General features: G+C 65.4%; 15 protein-coding genes. 10 read left to right on the forward strand and 5 right to left on the reverse strand.

The genetic code is table 11. The features are described 5' to 3' along the window. Window positions 1-116: 116 nt before the first annotated feature. Window positions 117-1,730: a sensor histidine kinase gene (locus tag AC1PLU_RS05625; protein WP_006448368.1), complete on the reverse strand. Its 1,614-nt coding sequence runs from the start codon at window positions 1,728-1,730 to the stop codon at window positions 117-119. A gap of 232 nt (window positions 1,731-1,962) precedes the next feature. Between AC1PLU_RS05625 and sucC the strand changes: the two genes are divergently transcribed. Further along, complete coding sequence (gene sucC / locus AC1PLU_RS05630) at window positions 1,963-3,132, forward strand: ADP-forming succinate--CoA ligase subunit beta (protein WP_006450728.1); 1,170 nt, start codon at window positions 1,963-1,965, stop codon at window positions 3,130-3,132. Window positions 3,133-3,156: 24 nt separating this feature from the next. After that, on the forward strand, window positions 3,157-4,032 hold the full coding sequence (gene sucD, locus AC1PLU_RS05635; protein ID WP_006450729.1) for a succinate--CoA ligase subunit alpha: 876 nt from the start codon (window positions 3,157-3,159) through the stop codon (window positions 4,030-4,032). 182 nt (window positions 4,033-4,214) lie between these two features. Here the strand turns inward: sucD and AC1PLU_RS05640 are convergent, their stop codons facing one another. Beyond that, window positions 4,215-5,156: a LysR family transcriptional regulator gene (locus AC1PLU_RS05640; RefSeq protein ID WP_481107944.1), complete on the reverse strand. Its 942-nt coding sequence runs from the start codon at window positions 5,154-5,156 to the stop codon at window positions 4,215-4,217. A gap of 80 nt (window positions 5,157-5,236) precedes the next feature. Here AC1PLU_RS05640 and AC1PLU_RS05645 point away from each other — a divergent pair, with 80 nt between their 5' ends. From AC1PLU_RS05645 to AC1PLU_RS05660, 4 genes are all read left to right on the forward strand, one after another. After that, entirely contained in the window at window positions 5,237-5,881 is a 645-nt protein-coding gene (locus tag AC1PLU_RS05645) for a DsbA family protein (RefSeq protein WP_481107945.1), read from the forward strand. 444 nt (window positions 5,882-6,325) lie between these two features. Beyond that, complete coding sequence (locus tag AC1PLU_RS05650; protein WP_481107946.1) at window positions 6,326-7,147, forward strand: MBL fold metallo-hydrolase; 822 nt, start codon at window positions 6,326-6,328, stop codon at window positions 7,145-7,147. Window positions 7,148-7,151: 4 nt separating this feature from the next. Next, a complete protein-coding gene (locus AC1PLU_RS05655; RefSeq protein ID WP_481107947.1) occupies window positions 7,152-7,547 on the forward strand; it encodes a nuclear transport factor 2 family protein in 396 nt (131 codons plus the stop codon). A gap of 493 nt (window positions 7,548-8,040) precedes the next feature. After that, complete coding sequence (locus AC1PLU_RS05660; protein WP_481107948.1) at window positions 8,041-9,681, forward strand: NAD+ synthase; 1,641 nt, start codon at window positions 8,041-8,043, stop codon at window positions 9,679-9,681. Between the two features lie 19 nt (window positions 9,682-9,700). Here AC1PLU_RS05660 and AC1PLU_RS05665 read toward each other — a convergent pair whose 3' ends face one another. Both AC1PLU_RS05665 and AC1PLU_RS05670 read right to left on the reverse strand, forming a co-directional pair. Beyond that, complete coding sequence (locus AC1PLU_RS05665; RefSeq protein WP_481107949.1) at window positions 9,701-10,678, reverse strand: hypothetical protein; 978 nt, start codon at window positions 10,676-10,678, stop codon at window positions 9,701-9,703. A gap of 332 nt (window positions 10,679-11,010) precedes the next feature. Next, entirely contained in the window at window positions 11,011-11,892 is an 882-nt protein-coding gene (locus AC1PLU_RS05670; RefSeq protein WP_006450711.1) for an outer membrane protein assembly factor BamD, read from the reverse strand. A 119-nt stretch (window positions 11,893-12,011) separates the two neighbouring features. Here AC1PLU_RS05670 and rluD point away from each other — a divergent pair, with 119 nt between their 5' ends. The 4 genes from rluD to AC1PLU_RS05690 all read left to right on the forward strand — a co-directional run bounded on the left by rluD (window position 12,012) and on the right by AC1PLU_RS05690 (window position 14,853). Continuing rightward, window positions 12,012-13,007 (forward strand): 23S rRNA pseudouridine(1911/1915/1917) synthase RluD, encoded by a 996-nt coding sequence (gene rluD / locus AC1PLU_RS05675; RefSeq protein WP_006450712.1) that lies wholly within the window; start codon window positions 12,012-12,014, stop codon window positions 13,005-13,007. Between the two features lies 1 nt (window position 13,008). Next, window positions 13,009-13,824 (forward strand): peptidoglycan editing factor PgeF, encoded by an 816-nt coding sequence (pgeF, locus tag AC1PLU_RS05680; protein ID WP_481095595.1) that lies wholly within the window; start codon window positions 13,009-13,011, stop codon window positions 13,822-13,824. A 2-nt stretch (window positions 13,825-13,826) separates the two neighbouring features. Then, window positions 13,827-14,357, forward strand: coding sequence for a DUF4166 domain-containing protein (locus AC1PLU_RS05685; protein ID WP_481095596.1), 531 nt, complete (start codon window positions 13,827-13,829; stop codon window positions 14,355-14,357). Between the two features lie 70 nt (window positions 14,358-14,427). Beyond that, the gene (locus AC1PLU_RS05690; protein WP_481095597.1) at window positions 14,428-14,853 is read left to right on the forward strand and encodes a thiol-disulfide oxidoreductase DCC family protein; all 426 of its coding nucleotides are present in this window, start codon (window positions 14,428-14,430) and stop codon (window positions 14,851-14,853) included. A gap of 112 nt (window positions 14,854-14,965) precedes the next feature. Here AC1PLU_RS05690 and AC1PLU_RS05695 read toward each other — a convergent pair whose 3' ends face one another. Then, complete coding sequence (locus tag AC1PLU_RS05695) at window positions 14,966-16,834, reverse strand: methyl-accepting chemotaxis protein (RefSeq protein WP_481095598.1); 1,869 nt, start codon at window positions 16,832-16,834, stop codon at window positions 14,966-14,968. Between the last annotated feature and the right edge of the window lie 255 nt (window positions 16,835-17,089).

Below are 17,089 nucleotides of genomic sequence, written 5' to 3' on the forward strand. Positions count from 1 at the left end.
GACGACAATTGTCGTCGGGGTTTGGACCCACGCAGAGCCACCACACACGTCCGTCCATCAATGCGTCGCGCCATCACCTTGGATCCGCGTTGCAGACACTGCAGGGCAGCAATCACTCACTTCCCAAGCAAGCCATTGGGCCCCTGCAACAGGATCCGGAAACACGCGCCGCCGCCCGGCACCGAGACGTAATCCAGTTGCGCCTGGTTGGCGCGGCACAGCTCCTGGGCGATGTACAGGCCGAGCCCGGTGCCATGTTCTGAGGTGGTGTAGAACGGGCGGAACAGTTGTGCGGCCACCGTCTCCGGAATGCCGGGCCCGCGGTCGATGACATCGATCACCGCCATGCGCTCCAGGCGCTCCACGCGCAGCTTGACCCGCGCCGGTTCGTCCATGACCCGGCCGTACTTGAGTGCGTTGTGCACCAGTGCGGTCAGGATCTGGTGCAGATGCTTGGGGTCGACCAGCGCATGCACCGAGGCGCCCTGGATGCTGGCCTCCAGGATGTCGGTTTCCATCGACAGGGTCTGCCGGTACTCGACCACGAAGCGGCGCACGAATGCGGCCAGGTCCAGATTGTCCGGGTTGGCGCGCTCGCGTCGGGCCAGCGCGAGCACGCTTTCGACGATGCCGTTGGTGCGTTGGCATTGCTGGTGGATGATCTGCAGCAGGCGGCGGTCGGCATCGCCGATGTCCGGGGATTCTTCCAGCAGTTGCGAGGCGTAGCTGATTGCGGCGAGCGGGTTGCGGATTTCGTGCGCCAGGCTGGCCGAGAAGCGTCCCATTGCCGACAAGGTGAGCGATTCGGCGCGCCGCGACACCACCGTGGCGTCGTCCAGAAAAATCAGTACCAGGTCGCTGTCGGCGAGCAGGCGCACGAAGCGCGGCTGCACTTCCGGGCGGTCGGCGCCCAGTTGTAGTGGGGCCTCTTCCTCGCGCCAGCCGCTGCGCCAGCGTTGCAGGCGGCGCGCCAGTTCCGGGGTGAGTGCGGCCAGCGACAGGTCGGCCGGGGCGTTGCGCTGGTCGCCATCGCCCAGCAGCGCCAGCGCCGCTTCGTTGGCCAGGGTGATGTGGTTGTGCGTATCGACCACCAGCACGCCGGTGCGCATGCGGCGGATGATCAGTTCATTGATTTCGTAGAGATTGGCCACCTGCGCGCCGCGTTCTTCCGCCAGCACCTGGTTGCGGCGCGCGCGCGAGCCGATCTGTTCGCAGATGAAGGCCACCGCGACGTAGCTGGTGGCGAACATGGCCAGTTCGGCCACCGGGCGGGCAGCGCCGCCGCCTTCGAGCAGGGTCCACAGGTATTCCAGCACGATGGCGCCGCTGGCGAGCACCGCGATGCTCATGCCGTAGCGCAGGCGCAGCAGCAGCGAGGCGGCGGCGACATTGAACAGCAACATCATCGCGATGCCGGCGCTGGCGCCGGGCAGGGCGTGCGTGGCCAGGGTGGCGGCAAGGATGTCGGCCAGTACCGAACAGAACACGGTGGTGGTCAGGCGGCGCTCGCTGCGGCCCCAGAACAGCAGCGGCACGGCCATGCAGAGATAACCGATCGCGACCCCTGCTGCCAGCCGCGGGTAGCGCGGCTCGGGGATGGCATCGGACAAGGGGCTGAACACCAGTGCGGCGATCAGGCCCGCCACCAGCACCCGGTACAGCGAAAAAAAGTACAGCTCGCGCTGCGGCGCTGACTGGAACCGGTCGATAAGCGATGCGCTGGATGGCAAACCGATTCCCCCGCTGGAACGAGCCGCGAGTATAGGCAGGTGCGCGGTGTGCGCAGCACGTGTGCACACTGCGGTGCTGCGTGCAAGCGCTGCAATCGGGCCGGCACGATCGCCGAATTTTGCGCCGCACGGCGCGGTCAGCCACAATAGGCGGCCCGTTCGCGTCTCTTGACGTGCCGCCCTGGCGGTCTGCGTTGCACGCAGCGGTCGTTTCCTTTTCCCACGGTGACGCATGAATTTCCACGAATACCAGTCAAAACAGCTGCTTGCCGAGTACGGCATTCCCGTCCCGGCCGGTAAGGTCGCGGCTACTCCGGACGAAGCGGTCGAAGCCGCCAATTCCCTGGGCAAGGGCCCCTGGATGGTGAAAGCGCAGATCCATGCGGGCGGCCGCGGCAAGGCTGGCGGCGTCAAGTTCTGCAAGACCACCGACGATGTGAAGGCCGCAGCAGCCAAGATGCTCGGCACCAAGATGTCCACCTATCAGACCGCCGGCGTCGAGCTGCCGATCAACCTGGTGCTGGTGACCACCGCCGGTGAGATCGTCAAGGAGCTGTACCTGTCGGTGCTGGTCGACCGTGGCACCAAGACCATCACCTACATCGCTTCTTCGGAAGGCGGCGTGGAAATCGAGCAGGTCGCTGCCGAAACCCCGGAACTGATCCACGCGCTCAACGTCGATTTCGTCGAAGGCGTGCAGGGCTACCACGGTCGCGATTTCGGCTTCAAGCTCGGCCTGACCGCCAAGCAGGCCGGCCAGTTCGCCAGCATCATGGTGAACCTGTACAAGCTGTTCAACGAAAAGGATCTGGCGCTGGTTGAAATCAACCCGCTGGCGATCCTGGACGACGGCAACCTGTATGCGCTGGACGGCAAGTTCGACAGCGACGACAACGCCGCGTTCCGTCAGAAGCAGTTGGTCGCCATGCGCGACAAGACGCAGGAAGACGAGACCGAAGTGACCGCGTCCGAGCTGGACATCAACTACGTCACCATGGACGGCAACATCGGTTGCATGGTCAACGGCGCAGGCCTGGCCATGGCCACCATGGACGTGATCAAGCTCAACGGCGGCGAGCCGGCGAACTTCCTGGACGTGGGCGGCGGTGCCAACAAGCAGCGCGTCATCGAGGCGTTCAAGCTGATCCTGTCCTCGGACAAGGTCGAAGGCATCTTCGTCAACATCTTCGGCGGCATCGTTCGCTGCGACATGATTGCCGAGGGCATCATCGCCGCGGTCAAGGAAGTGGGCGTCAAGGTTCCGGTCGTGGTGCGCCTGGAAGGCACCAATGTGGAAGAAGGCAAGCAGCTGCTGCGCGATAGCGGCATGGCCATCATCCCGGCCGACAACATCAACGACGGTGCCAAGAAAGTCGTTGAAGCTGTCAAGAACGCCGCCTGATTCACGACACCGAAGGAACTATCCATGTCCGTTTTGATTAACAAGAACACCAAGGTGATCGTGCAGGGCTTCACCGGCCAGCAGGGCACCTTCCACGCCACTCAGATGATCGAGTACGGCACCCAGGTCGTCGGCGGCGTGACGCCGGGCAAGGGCGGCACCACGCATATCGACCTGCCGGTGTTCAACACCGTGGCCGACGCTGTGTCTGCCACCGGCGCTGACGCGTCGGTGATCTACGTGCCGCCGCCGTATGCGGCCGATGCGATCCTGGAAGCGGCTGCGGCCGGCATCAAGGTCATCGTGTGCATCACCGAGGGCATCCCGGTGCTGGACATGCTGCGCGTCAAGAACGTGCTGACCCGTGCCCATCCGGACACCGTGCTGATCGGGCCGAACTGCCCCGGCGTGATCACCCCGGGCGAGTGCAAGATCGGCATCATGCCGGGCCACATCCACAAGCCGGGCAAGATCGGCATCGTGTCGCGTTCGGGCACCCTGACCTATGAAGCGGTCAAGCAGACCACCGAAGTGGGCCTGGGCCAGAGCACCTGCATCGGGATCGGTGGCGACCCGATCAACGGCCTGAACTTCGTCGACTGCCTCAAGCTGTTCAACGAAGACCCGCAGACCGAAGGCATCATCATGGTCGGCGAGATCGGCGGCGACGCCGAGGAAGCCGGTGCCGAGTACATCAAGCAGTTCGTGAAGAAGCCGGTCGTCGGCTTCATCGCCGGTGCCTCGGCTCCGGCCGGCAAGCGCATGGGCCATGCCGGTGCGATCGCATCGGGCGGCAAGGGCACGGCCGAAGGCAAGTTCGCGGCGATGGAAGCTGCTGGCGTCAAGACCGTCCGTTCGCCGGGCGATCTGGGTGCGGCGATTGCTGCGCTGGTGAAGTAAGAAACACGCATCGCGCGCAAGCGTGTGAGTGTGAAAGAGGCCACCTTCGGGTGGCCTTTTTTATGGTGGCGATATTGGATTGCCACATCCGATGGCTAATTGCCGCGTTGTGGCAGCGTCTTCGTGGCCGCCGTCGCCTGTTGTGGCTTATCGGCTAATTCGCTTGGCTTGCAGCGTTCGATTTAGAGGGCGTGCTGCTGCGCCGTCTGCTCAAGCAATACATCCACGAACGCGCGCACCTTTGCCGGTCGAAAGCGCGTTGCCGGGAACACCGCGTGGATGCCGCCGGACGGCAACTGCCACTGCGGCAGCACATGCAGCAAGCGACCGGCGGCCAGATCGTCGGCGACCACATAATCCGGCAGTACCGAGATTCCCGCGCCTTGGCATACCGCTTCGCGTACGGCGAGGGTGGCGTCGAGAAAGATGCCGGGCTGCACGTCCACACTCTGCGGCGCGTGCGTGGCATGCGCGAAGTGCCAGCGCTGATGATCGCGCAAGGCCGTGTTGGCGACGAACGGCAGTGCGGCGATGTCCTGCGGCGCGGTGAGCCCGGCCAGTTGTGCGGTCATCGTGGAAGGCGCGACCAGCAACTGCCGGAACGCACCGATCTTGCGTGCCTGCAGGCTGCTTTCGGCCAGCCAGCCCACGCGGATCGCAAGCTCGATGTTGGCCGTCATCAGGTCCAGGGTCTGGTCGCTGAGGATCGCATCGACCTTGCAGCCCGGGTAGCGCCGGGTGAAGGCCGCGATGGCCGGCACCACCACGCGTACGCCGTAGTCCAGCGGTGCGGTGAGCCTGAGCAGGCCGGACGGTTCGGCGGCGGTGTCGGTCAGTGCATCGAAGGCATCGTCGGTATCGCGCAGGATCGCCGCGCAGCGCTGATAGAACGCCTGCCCGAGTTCGGTGGTGCGCACCTTGCGGGTCGTGCGTACCAACAACGAGGTGCGGCATTCGCGTTCCAGGCGGGCGACCTGCTGGCTGACCACCGCCTTGGTGATGCCCAGGCGCTCGGCCGCTGCCGTAAACGAGCCGGTTTCCACCACAGCGACGAAATACGCCAGCCGGCGCAGATGACCCAGGCCACCGGGGCCGGACTCGGTTCGATTGTGTGTTGTTGGCATACGGTATGTTTATTGCGGATGGATTTAAGAGTCAACGGAAGCGGCCTAGGATGCATCCATCGCCACTGGATGCCGCTGCCATGTCCACCACTGTTCACTACCTCTATGACCCGCTGTGCGGCTGGTGCTACGGCGCGACGGCCGTGGTCTCGGCGTTGCAGGCGCGGGCCGATGTCACCCTGGAATTGCTGCCCGCCGGCCTGTTCCTGGGCGCTGGCGCCAGGGCAATGGACGACACCTTCGCCGGCTATGCCTGGTCCAACGATCAGCGCATTGCGCAGCTGACCGGCCAGGTTTTCAGCGAGCAGTATCGTCAGCGCGTGCTCGGCGATCGTCAGCAGCGCTTCGACAGCGGCCTGGCGACGCTGGCGCTGACGGCGGTGGCGCGCATCGACCCCTCGCGCGAGTTGCAGCTGCTCGGTGCCATCCAGCAGGCGCGTTATGTGGAGGGCGATGATGTGACTGCGTTGGGTACGCTGATTGGCCTGCTGGAATCGCTTGGTTTAGTGCAGGCGGCGGAGCAGATCGCCGCGCCGGATGCGCAGCTGCTTGCGCTGACGCAGGCGCGTATCGACAAGGCGCAGTCACTGCAGCAGGAGTTCGGTGCGCGTGGCGTCCCGACCTTGGTTGCGCAGTCGTCCGGTGCGCGCTGGTTATTGGATGTTGGGGCGGGTTATGGGAACCCCGATTTAGTCCTGCGGCAGTTGGATGCTGGGCATTTTTAGGCGGCTGGGTGACTGGTTTCTCGTTGCGGGGTTGGCTGTCTCGCAGCGGACCTTCACCCACACACGTCTCCAGTGAATGGGCTGTCTCCCGCCGCACCATCACCCCAACCCCCGCTCCGCGCCAGTGGCGCGGGCGCACCAAGGCACACGCGCCAGTGGCACGTAAGCCGTGCCCTGGTGCCCCGGCGGGAGAGGGGCTCTCGCTCCCTTCTCCCATCGGGAGAAGGTGGCGCGTAGCGCCGGATGAGGGTACGGGCGCACGTGCTGCGCCGGCCCAGGCGTTGCTTTGTACGCGCGCTGATCAACGCAATCCCAGCCTATTCCAACTCAACTTCCAATCCATCACTTTTCAAGAGGCCCCAACCAATGCCAACCCGACGAGACGTCATCAAAACCCTGGCTGTTGCGAGTGTCGCGACGGCCGTCCTTGGAGCGAATACCGCCATGGCTGCACAGACCACACTGACCTATCATCATTTCCCCGCCGGCGAACATGGGTTCTTCCGCGCGCCGGTGCTGATTTCAGGCGCACGCGATGCAGTGCTGATCGATGGCGGCTTTACGCTGCCCGACGGCAAGGCGCTGGCCGAGGCGATCCGCGCCAGCGGCAAGACGCTGACCACCATCTACATCAGCCAGAGCGACCCGGACTATTACTTCAGCCTGGCGCCGATCAAGGCCGCCTTCCCCAAGGCGCGCGTCATCGCCGCCTCGGCCACCATCGCGGCGATCAAGGGCAATGTCGAAAAGAAGCTGGCCACCTGGGGCCCGCAGCTGAAGGAAAACGGCCCGCAGACCCTGGCCGACATCGTGATGCCGGAGGTCTTCGACGGCCATACGCTCACCCTGGAAGACCACGCACTGGAGATCGTCGATGCCGACGGTCTGGCCAATCGACGCTACGTGTGGGTGCCGGCGCTCAAGGCGATCGTCGGTGGCGTGCTGGTGTTCTCCGGCACGCATGTGTGGACGGCCGACACGCGCGGTGCCGAAGGGCGTGCCGCCTGGCGCAAGACGCTGGACAGCATGGCGGCGCGGCAGCCATCGGTCGTCGTGCCCGGGCACATGGTGCCGGGCGCGCCAATCGATGTATCGGCCATCACCTATACGCGCGACTATCTGCTGGCCTTCGAGGAAGAGCTGGCCAGGCACAGCAATAGTGCCGACCTGATCAAGGCCATGACCGCGCGCTATCCCGCTGCCGGTATGGCCGTGGCATTGCAGATCGGTGCCAAGGTCGCCACCGGCGAGATGCAGTGGGGCTGATGCAATGACGACGCCGCTGGAGATCATCCGCAACACCTACGAAAACGCGCCGGCAGAAAACGCCAGGCACCTACGCGCTGCGTTAGCGGCCGATGCGCACTGGACCGAAGCGGCCGGGTTCCCGTATGCGGGCACCTACGTTGGCGCGGACGCCATCTTCGCCAATGTCTTCGCGCGGCTGGCAACCGAGTGGGAGGGGTATCAAGCGAAGGTGCATACCTACCTGGCCGATGGCGAGTGGGTGGCTGTGTTCGGTGTGTACTCCGGGCGTTATCGCAAGACCGGCAACACCATGCAGGCCGCGTTTGCGCATCTGTACCGCTTTCAGGACAGCAAGATCGTGCGGATGGAGCAGGTAGTGGATAGCGCGATGGTGGTACGGGCACTGCAGGCGGACTGAGCCCGTTGCTGCTGTGTGCCGAACGCGCAGCATCGGTGCGCGTTCGGTTTTTGGGATTAGCCATTGCAGGACCGGCACACCGTGGTGAGCCATTATCGGTTCGGTGTGCGCGGCGCGCGCAGCATCCGCCATGCCCGCGTCGCGCTGCGCATTCCGTAACGCGGCCCCACATCTACCCGACAGTGCGCACCGTCTGATTGAGTGATTGCTGCTGGATGCAACGCAGGTCGCGCTATGCGGCGTGCTACGCGCACACGCATGGAATGCGGCCGAGGTCATCACCGGCTCGCCGGTCGCTGGGTCGTTCTGGTCGTCGAAGCGCGTCACTATTTGGGTGCGGCTTACCGAAACGCACTGGCGCAGCGGCGGACCGCGGCAGGTTCGCGCGCTTCTGGAATAATGCAGGCTTGGCGGCAACGCCGATCTGCATCTCGGGCTCTTGCGGGATGCGGCACAGCCACGCTTCTCCAGTTGCATCCGCATAGGCCTTCCCATGTCCCAGACGCTTCGCATCGCCATGGCGCAGTTCGACTTCCCGGTCGGCGCCGTGGCGCGCAATACCGATCGCATCATCGAGTTCATCGCGGCAGCGCGCGACGAGTTCGGGGCAGATATCGTGCTGTTTCCCGAGCTGGCGATCAGCGGCTACCCACCGGAAGATCTGCTGCTGCGGCCCGGTTTTCTGGCGCATTGCGAAGAAGCGCTGGCACGCATCGCTGCCAACACGCGCGGGATCGTCGCGGTGGTCGGCTGGCCGCAGAGTGCCGGCAGCGTGGTCTACAACGCGGCCAGCGTGTTGCGCGACGGGCGCATCGCGGCGACCTACCGCAAGCGCGAGTTGCCCAACTACGCGGTGTTCGACGAGCGCCGCTATTTCGACGTGGATCCGGATGGCGACAACTGCGTGGTCACGGTCAAGGGCGTGCAAGTGGGCGTGGTGATCTGCGAGGACCTGTGGTTCGCCGAGCCCTTGGCCAAGACCGTGCAGGCTGGCGCCGAGCTGGTGCTGGTGCCCAATGCTTCGCCGTACGAGCGCGGCAAGCACGCGCAGCGCGATGCCTTGCTGGCCGAGCGCACCCGCGAGAGCGGGGCGGCGATTGCCTATCTCAACGTGGTCGGCGGGCAGGACGCGCTGGTGTTCGACGGCGCATCGGTGGTGGCCGATGCAGACGGCACCGTGCATCCGGCCGCTGCGGCCTTCGTCGACCAGTGGCTGGTGGTGGATTACGCCGCCGGCGAACGCAGCTTCACCCCGGTGGTGTGGGTGGACGATGGCGACGAGAGCATGGACGCGCTGGCCTGGCGCGCGGTGGTGCGTGGGCTGCAGGACTATTGCCGCAAGAACGGCTTCAGCAAGGTGTGGCTGGGTTTGTCTGGCGGCATCGATTCGGCGCTGGTGCTGGCGATGGCGGTCGATGCGCTGGGGGGCGACAACGTCACTGCGGTGCGGCTGCCGTCGCGCTACACCGCCAATCTCTCCAACGATCTGGCCGACGAGCAATGCCGCGCGTTGGGCGTCAAGCTGGAAACCATCGCGATCGAGCCGGCATTCGAAGGCCTGCTCGCCGCACTCGGCCCACTGTTCGAAGGCACCCAGCCGGACATCACCGAAGAAAACCTGCAGTCGCGCAGCCGCGGGGTGATCCTGATGGCGTTGTCCAACAAGTTCGGCGGGCTGCTGCTGACCACCGGCAACAAGAGCGAGTACGCGGTGGGTTACGCCACCATCTACGGAGACATGTGCGGCGGCTACGCCCCGCTCAAGGACCTGTACAAGACCGAAGTGTTCGGCCTGGCCAAGTGGCGCAATACCGTGGGCGGCGCGCCGGTGATCCCGCCGGCAGTGATTTCGCGCCCGCCCTCGGCCGAGTTGCGCGACAACCAGACCGATCAGGATTCGCTGCCGCCCTACGACGTGCTCGACGGGATCCTGTACCGCTACGTCGATCAGGAGCAGTCGCGCGACGACATCGTTGCGGCCGGCTATGCCGCCGATACGGTCGAACACGTGCTGCGGTTGGTGCGGCTCAACGAATGGAAGCGCCATCAGTCTGCGCCCGGGCCGAAGGTGTCGCGGCGCGCCTTCGGTCGCGAGCGGCGTTACCCGATCACCAATGGCTACTCCGGTCAGTAGCCCGATTGGCTTATTCCGGTCAGTAGCCGGGCGCGCCGGCTGCCGCTGCGGTGGCCGGCGGTTGCGCGAAGCGGGTGAGCAGGTCCAGGGTCGGCTTGGGCCGCGCCAGGTCGTACATCAGGCCGAAGTGGCCTTCGGCGCCCTGGATCGTGGTCTGGTCCAGCAATTCGTACACGTTCACTTCGGACACCACATCGGCATAGTTGGTTCGCACGTTGCTTAGCAACTGCGCCAGGCTGTCGTAGCAACCGCGGTCGCCTTGCGCCCCGCCGGTGGTATTGCCGGTGTAGATCTCCGCGCAGTTCAGCTCGTTGAAGAACACCGGCGTGTTATACGTTTGCGCGGCAGTGCGCAGCTGGCCCAGATACAACTCGGTCCAGTAGCCGGCGTCGCGGTGGAAGGCGTAGTAGTGGAAGCTGATGTGGTCGAAGTTGAAGCCGGCCGCCTTGGCCTTGGCCAGAAACCACAACGAGCCATTGCGATCGCCCGGGCAACGCGCGTTGGCGCTGCGGTCGTCGCTGTTGCAGGCGGTGATGTTGATGGTGAAGCGCAGGCCCGCGCCCAGTTCGTTGGAGGCCTGGCGCATGCCCAGATACATCGTGGTCATTGCGGCGATGCGGGCATCGGCCTCGGCGCGCACCAAATCCTGTTCGTTGCCGATCTCCCAGACCTTGATGTCGGCCGCATAGCGACGCGCCAGTTGATAGCCGATCTCGCGCGACATCGGGTAGACCATCGGGCGCAGCGTGATGCCGTACTGACGCGCCAGCGGGACCAGGGCGTCCAGCGTTGCGTAATCGCGCGGGTCCACATCGAATCGGTAGCTGCGCAGGTTGCGCGCGGCCAGCAGTTTGAAGCGTGCCTCGGCCTGGGCCATGGGGTAGCCGGGGCGATTGTCGTGGGCGTTGACGCCGTAGACGATGGGCGCCGCAGTGGCAGTCGCGGTCAGTGTCGCCAGCAACAGCATGAGCATCAATGGGACGATGGAGCGAGACATGCGGCCTCCTTGGCTGGCACCTGTGGGGGAGTCGGATCTTCTTCGAGGCGAGTATAGGCAGCACGTGCGGGCGGTTCGGTGATCTGGCGCCAGGTCTGGTGACGTGCTCGCAAGTGCCGCAGGCGGGCTGCGAGAACGCGCGGGGTGCCGGCGCGAAGCTACGTCATGCTGGGCGGTCGGTTGCCCGGTGGATCAGACGTGACCGTGGTCTGGCACTGCAAGGGCCTGCGGCAATCGGCACGCCGCCGTCGCAAGCGTGCTGCTGCATCTGCAATGACGCAATAAAAAAGGGGCCTTGCGGCCCCTTTGGGTATTCAGCTGCGTCCGCTGTCTCAGTCGCGACTCATCTGCGAGTTGCGCTCGCCGCTGGCAGCGGATTTCTCGCCAGCGAACGGGTTGAGCTTGCGGATGGCCCACGGGTACTTCGGCCAGTTGCCGGTCAGCCACGGATGCTGCGGGCTGTTGAGTTCCAGCACGCGGCGCGCGTCGGCGGCCAGGGTCTTGTTGCCCAGATGCGTGTAGGCCTCGGCCAGCACCGCGACCGCGTCGTACTGGTAGGCGCTCTGCGGATAGGTTTCCAGCAGGTAATTGGCACGACCAGCCGCCGAGACCCAGGCATTGCGGCGCAGGTAGTACAGCGCGTTGTCCAGCTCATGCTGGGCGAACACGTCGCGCAGTTCGATCATTCGCTTGCGCGCATCCGGCGCGTAACGGCTGTTCGGATAGCGGTCGGTGACGGTATTGAAGTCGTTGTAGGCCTGCTGCGGCGAGGACAGATCGCGACGGCTCGGGTCCAGCGACCACACGCGGCGCAGGAACACCGTGTCGCGGTTGCTGTTGGCCAGACCACGCAGGTAATACAGATACGAGATGTTGCGATGGGTCGGGTAGGTACGGATAAAGCGGTCGACGCTGGAGACGGTGTCGTCGTGCTTGCCGGCCTTGTACTGCGCATACGCAGTCTCGATCATCGCCTGCTCGGTGTACGGGCCGTACGGGTACTGGGCGATCAGGCGCTTGTAGCTGGCTTCGGCGCCGGCCCAGTTGCCTTTCTCCATCAGACCGTGGCTCTTGCCGTACAGCTGCTCGACCGGCATGCCCTCGTCGGGATTCTTGTTCTTGGCGCCGCGGTGGCAACCGGTGACGACGAACGCCATCACCAGCATGAGGGCAATCAGGCGCGCAGGCGCGGAAAACGTGGACCGTCGGATCATGGGTCTGGGCAGGACGCATCAGGAAAACGAGAGCGCGATGATAGCCTAGTGGCCTGTCCGGCGACTGACTCCCGCCGCCCGGACCCCAAATTCCCGCTTTTGCCTGAGTGCCTGTGTCCATGTCCGACCCATCTGCCGAACCCCTCGACCCGTCCATCCGCCAGGCCATCGTGCCCGACAACGCCGCAGGGCGCCGTTTCGACGCGGTGCTGGCCGAGCTGTTCCCCGAATTCTCGCGCTCGCGGCTGTCGGAGTGGATCAAATCCGGCGATGCGCTGCTGAACGGCGAAATGGCGCGTCCGCGCGACACCTTGCGCGGCGGCGAGAGCGTGCAGGTGCAGGTGGTGTTGGAAATCCAGACCCATTCCGAGCCGCAGGACATCCCGCTGAGCGTGTTGTACGAAGACGACCAGGTGCTGGTGATCGACAAGCCGGCCGGGCTGGTGGTCCACCCGGGCGCCGGCAACCCGGACGGCACCCTGGTCAATGCGCTGCTGTTCCGCGACCCGGCGCTTGCGGCCGTGCCGCGTGCCGGCGTGGTGCATCGTCTGGACAAGGACACCAGCGGCGTGATGGTGGTGGCGCGCACCGTGCAGGCGCAGACCGCGCTGGTGGAGCAGCTGTCCGCGCGCGATGTGCATCGCCAGTATCTGGCGGTGGTGGTGGGCGCGCTGGTCTCCGGCGGCACCGCCAATGCGCCGATCGACCGCCACCCGCGCGATCGCCTGAAGATGGCGGTGCGCGACGACGGCCGCGATGCGGTCACCCATTACCGCCTGCGCGAGCGCTTCCGTGCGCACACCGCGCTGGAATGCCGCCTGGAAACCGGGCGTACCCATCAGATTCGCGTGCATATGGCGCATCTGAAATCGCCGATCGTCGGCGACCCGCTGTACGGCGGCGCGCTCAAGTTGCCCAAGGGCGCCAGCGACGAATTGGTGCATGAATTGCGCACCTTCAAGCGCCAGGCGTTGCATGCCGAAACCCTGGAATTCCTGCATCCGGTCAGCGGCGAGCCGGTGCGCGCCAGCGCGCCGGTGCCGGTGGATCTGCAGCGGTTGATGACCGCGTTGCGCGAAGACAGCGTGCGCGCCGCCGAGCAGGCACGCCGCTAAGGTGGCAGCCGTCGCGCCGTTCGTGTTGCCGGCCAACTGGCCGGCACCGCCGCGCATCCACGCACTGACCACGCTGCGTTACGGCCTGGGCGAATCGCAGGCGCCGTTCGACACACTCAACCTCGGCAATCGCAATGCTGCCGACGGCGACGTGCCGGAACGGGTGGAGCGCAACCGAGCGCTGCTGGTCGAGGCGCTGGCACTGCCCAGCACGCCGCACTGGCTGCGCCAGGTGCATGGGGTGGAGGTGGTGCGCTTCGCTGCGCCGCCGGTTGCGACCGGCGAGCCGATCAGTGCCGCGGACGATGTCGCGCCGGGTGCGCGGGAAGCGGTTGCCGATGCTTCGGTGACCGACGTGCCCGGCGTGGTGCTGGCGATCCTCACCGCCGATTGCTTGCCGGTCGTGCTCGCCGCCGGCGATGGCAGCGAAGTCGCCGCCGCACATGCGGGTTGGCGCGGGTTGGCCGACGGCATGCTGGAGCGCAGCGTGGCGGCCATGCGCACGCCGCCGCAGCACATGGTAGCGTGGTTGGGGCCGGCGGCGGGGCCGCAGGTGTACGAAATCGGGCAGGACGTGTTCGACGCCTTCGTCGCGCACGATGCGCAGGCGCAGAGCGCGTTTGTTGCCACGCGCCCAGGGCATTGGTTGATGGATCTGTATGCCTTGGCGCGTCAGCGCCTGCAGCAGGCCGGTGTGCCGGCTGGCGCCATCCATGGTGGTGGGTTGTGCACCATTTCCGACCCGCAACGCTTCTTCTCGCATCGTCGCGATCGCTGCAGCGGGCGCATGGCCACGCTGGCCTGGATCGCGCCCTGAGCGTGCCGTTGTTCGTGCTGGGGCAGGGCGCGTTCGCGCAGCTGCCTGTGCCTGTGCCTATGCCGGTGCGTGCGCTGCATTCTGTGCAGCAACGGCAGACCTTTGCCGGTAGGGCGCAGATCCAGCGCGGTCGCCATCTGTTGGTGCCAGTGCTGGCGTTGCTGAGCCGGTTGCCGCGCAGCGGCGAAGTGGAGGTCGAAGTGGAATTTCTTGCCGACGCGAATGGCGAGCGCTGGCATCGCTGTTTTGACGGCCTGCCGATGCATTCGCGCTTGTGGCGGCACGGCAACGGCTTGCGCGAACATCTGGGCGCGGTGCGCTTCGAATTCGCGCTGCACACCGATACGCAGTCGCTGTGCTGGCAGGCCACCCGTGTGTGGGCGTTCGGCTGGATTCCGCTGCCTGCGCGCTGGTTCGAGCAGGTGCGTTGCCGCGAGCATGCCGACGCTGGCCGCTATGGATTTCTGGTCGACGTGCACCTGCCGCTGGTCGGCCCGTTCATTCGCTACGAGGGTTGGCTTGAACCGCGTTGATCCACCGCTCGTTGAAGTGCCTCACGTGGAGCTGCCTCACTCGGAGCCTTCTCACTCGGAGCCGCCTCGGGTGGAGCCGCCCTGCGGTAAGCCAGGCCAGGCGCCCGCGACCATCGTCTTCGATGGCGTGTGTCTGCTGTGCAATGGCTGGGTCAAATTTCTGCTGCGTCACGATCGGCGTGGGCGTTATCGCTTTGCCGCGATGCAGGGCCAGGCCGGACGCGCGTTGTTGTTGCAGCACGGTCTGGATCCGGACGACCCGCTGTCGTTTCTACTGGTGGATGCCAGCGGTGCGTGGACCGACAGCGATGCGATCGTGCGGGTCCTGGCTGGCTTAGGCGGCATCTGGCGGCTGGCCACTGTGTTGCGTGTGGTGCCCAGCGGCGTGCGCGACATCGGCTATCGCCTAATCGCACGCAATCGCTATCGCTGGTTCGGTCGCACCGAGCATTGCATGTTGCCAAGCCCCGAGCAGCGTGCACGGTTTCTTGATTAGCGCTTATCTCAGCGAGCGAGCTCCGCGTAGGAGCGCACTTGTGCGCGATGGGCGTTACCGGTAACGCCCATCGCGCCCAGGTGCGCTCCTACGGTGATTCCGTGACGGCCGCTTACGCCGCCGCGTTTCCAAAACTTGCACGCACTACGTTTGCGTTGCCGTTATGGGCAGGCTGCAGGCGGAAAATCGACACCGCATCGGCCAGCTCCACTGCCTGTTCTTCCAGGCTGCGTGCAGCGGCGGTGGCTTCTTCCACCAGCGCGGCGTTGCGTTGGGTGACTTCGTCCAATTGCGCGACCGTGCGGTTGACCTGTTCGATGCCGCTGGATTGCTCGGCGCTGGCGGCGGTGATCTCGCTCATGATGTCGGTGACGTGCTTCACCGAGCCGACGATCTCGCGCATGGTCGCGCCGGCGCGGTGCACCAGGCCCGAGCCCAGTTCGACCTTGTCGGTGGAGTCGGCGATCAGCGTCTTGATCTCCTTGGCCGCATCGGCCGAGCGCCTCGCCAACGCGCGCACTTCCGAGGCGACCACGGCGAAACCACGGCCTTGCTCGCCCGCGCGTGCGGCTTCCACTGCGGCGTTGAGCGCCAGGATATTGGTCTGGAAGGCGATGCCGTCGATGACGCCGATGATCTCGCCGATCTTGCGCGAGGCGGTGCTGATCTGGCTCATGGTGGACACCACATCGTCCATCACCTTGCCCCCGCTCTGCGCCACTTCGCCGGTGCCCACTACCAGACGATTGGCCTGCAGCGCGCTTTCCGCATTCTGCTTCACGGTGGAGGTGAGTTCTTCCATGGAGCTTGCGGTTTCTTCGAGGTTGGCGGCCTGCTGCTCGGTGCGTTCGGACAGGTCGGTGTTGCCGGCAGCGATTTCCACCGCGGCCTGGCGAATGGTGTCGGAGGCAACCTGGATACCGCCGATGATTTCGGTCAGACGGAGTACGGTCTGGTTGGTGTCGTCGCGCAGGCGCGCAAAGATGCCGTGCGCATCGCCCTCCACACGCTGGGTGAGGTCGCCTTCGGCCATGGCGCCGATCACGCGTGCCAACGCGGCCAGGTGGGTTTCCACCGAGTCGTAGATGCGGTTGATGCCCTGGGCCAGCGACAGCAGCACACCGTCCATGCCGTCCATCTGCATGCGCCGGCTGAAATCGCCGACGGCGGCGGCATCGATGATCTGGATCAGCGCCTGCTCGGCATTGACCTGCGCGGTGACGTCCATCCACTGCGCGATGGTGCCCAGCTTGGTGCCGTCGGCGGCAATGATGGGGCTGTAGACGAAGTCGATCTGGCGGCCGAAGAATGGCGCGCGCACCGCTTTGGAAGCGGTCAATGCGCGCATGCGGTCGATCGCCGCCTGGCTGTCCGGATAGATGTCGCCGATGCTGCCGCCGACGAAGCCTTCGGCATGGAAGCTGGGGCGGAAACTCTGCACATCCGGCTCGATCAGCTTGAGCATCGCGAGCAATTTGCGATTGGCGAACAGCACCTGGCCGTCGTCGTCGGCGATGCGGATCATGGTGTCCAGATCGTCCAGCGCCTTGATCACGAACTGGCCATGGCGCAGGCCTTGTTCCATCACGTCGATGCGGATGGCCAGCTTGTCCTGGGTCGCCTGCAGCGCATGCAGCAACGGCGCAAGCTCGCCGGATGCGTTGCGCAGCTCCACGCGCTGAAAGCGCTCATCGCCCATCGCCGCGACCACGCCGATTGCCTGCTGCAACTGTGCGCTGGTGCGACGGCGCGACCACCACCATAGCCCTGTACTGGCGATGCCCACCACCAGCAGTGCCGGCAACATCCGTCCCAGCCCGCTCCAAAAACCACCGGGCACCAACGTGGCGGCGTAGAGCGTCAGCAGTACCAGCAGCCCGATGTGCGCAGCGGCGGGAAGCCAGGCCATTCCGGTGGCACGCGCAAGGCTCCTGCCGGCAGATGGGCGGGGGACAGCGGTGGCATCGTGTGAAGGCAACATAGGCTGGGTCCGACTAGGTGATCTGGGATGGGTCTGCGTCCGGCAGGAAATACGCTGCATTGGGGGTATCGGCGGCTGAGCCCGAATCATGACGGCGTGAAATTGCCGTTCGTCGGAATGTGGGCGCTAAGCGGACGAAATCGCCGATGTGATTGATTTGGAAGCGGTTTCAGTGCGGTTTGGTACGTGATGGAATGGTTGTGCGGCGTCGGGATCTGAGTTTTTAAATGTAAATTTCGAGTGAAATATCATGGG

The sequence above is a fragment of the Xanthomonas sp. NCPPB 2933 genome, assembly GCF_056725225.1.